The organism is Bacillus swezeyi (genome assembly GCF_001969815.1).
In the GTDB taxonomy this organism is placed as follows: domain Bacteria; phylum Bacillota; class Bacilli; order Bacillales; family Bacillaceae; genus Bacillus; species Bacillus swezeyi.
In genome coordinates this window covers 1-1,009 of record NZ_MRBK01000051.1, presented here as the reverse complement: position 1 = coordinate 1,009, position 1,009 = coordinate 1, and the positions used below count along the sequence as shown (strand labels likewise).

Here is a 1,009-nt window from a genome sequence, read left to right as displayed (position 1 = left end):
TGATCTCCGAATCATTCTCTTTTCTTTTGTTTCGACAAAATTAGTCGCTTCTTTTATCATCATCAGACAATTATTTCTAATCCCCTTTTGTATAATAGAAAGCATATATTCATCAGAATCGCAATACTAAGGGGGATGAGACAGTGATGGAACGCCATTATTATACGTATCTGATAGAAGAGGAATTTGCCAGTCACTATTTTGGAAGAGAATCTGTCATGTACAAGCTTTTTTACGATTACCATTGGACAAGCCCCGAAAATAAACAATCTCAATTAGCTGCCAGACAAATCGAATATATTACAAAGCCGATACCGGTTTCCCATATACATAAGAGGCTGAAAATGAACCTGAGCCGGGAAGATTATACACAGGTTGACTGTATTTACAGATTGCTCGTTCCAAAGGGGAGCGCTTCGTTCATTATGAAAGATCGCTATATTGAAATTTTAGCTAACGGCCAATTTGATGCAGAAACCGTTTTCTTTGAAGTGTTGCGGAAAGTGAGTCCGTGTTTTCTAGCAATGGACTTTAGCATGGAACGATACGGCTGGCTGAATCCTGTGAAAGAAAGAAATTTTGTATAAAAAAAAGAATTTGGACTGTAAATGTTGTATAATAGCATTTGGTTTAGTACACTTTATACGAGACAACATGAAGGAGGAAATTACATGGATTTATGGGTTGTCATCCTAGTGGGCGTTTTAGCATTGCTCGCAGGTGTTGCACTCGGATTTTTTATTGCTCGTAAATATATGATGAACTATCTGAAAAAGAATCCGCCAATTAATGAACAAATGCTGCGCATGATGATGATGCAGATGGGTATGAAACCATCCCAAAAGAAAATCAATCAAATGATGAAAGCCATGGAAAATCAAACGAAATAATACGAATGCGATTATGACATAGAAGGAACATGGTTATAAAATAAAAAACCCATTTTTCTGGGTTTTTTATTTTGATCTATGATTATTGTGTGTTGCTGCCGAGAGATCGTTTTTGGTAT

The 1,009-nt window shown here is 36.4% G+C and carries 2 protein-coding genes; both read left to right on the top strand.

Annotated features, from left to right (window positions below):
• The first annotated feature begins 146 nt into the window (after nt 1-146).
• The gene (gene sirA, locus BTA30_RS21475; RefSeq protein ID WP_076763966.1) at nt 147-587 is read left to right on the top strand and encodes a sporulation inhibitor of replication protein SirA; all 441 of its coding nucleotides are present in this window, start codon (nt 147-149) and stop codon (nt 585-587) included.
• 84 nt (nt 588-671) lie between these two features.
• Nucleotides 672-890, top strand: a complete 219-nt coding sequence (locus tag BTA30_RS21470; RefSeq protein ID WP_003182236.1) for a YneF family protein — start codon at nt 672-674, stop codon at nt 888-890.
• Nucleotides 891-1,009: the final 119 nt, after the last annotated feature.

Coding starts and splice junctions, on each gene's coding strand:
- sirA (WP_076763966.1), top strand. CDS start 147: ATGGAACGCCATTATTATACGTATCTGATAGAAGAGGAATTTGCCAGT.
- BTA30_RS21470 (WP_003182236.1), top strand. CDS start 672: ATGGATTTATGGGTTGTCATCCTAGTGGGCGTTTTAGCATTGCTCGCA.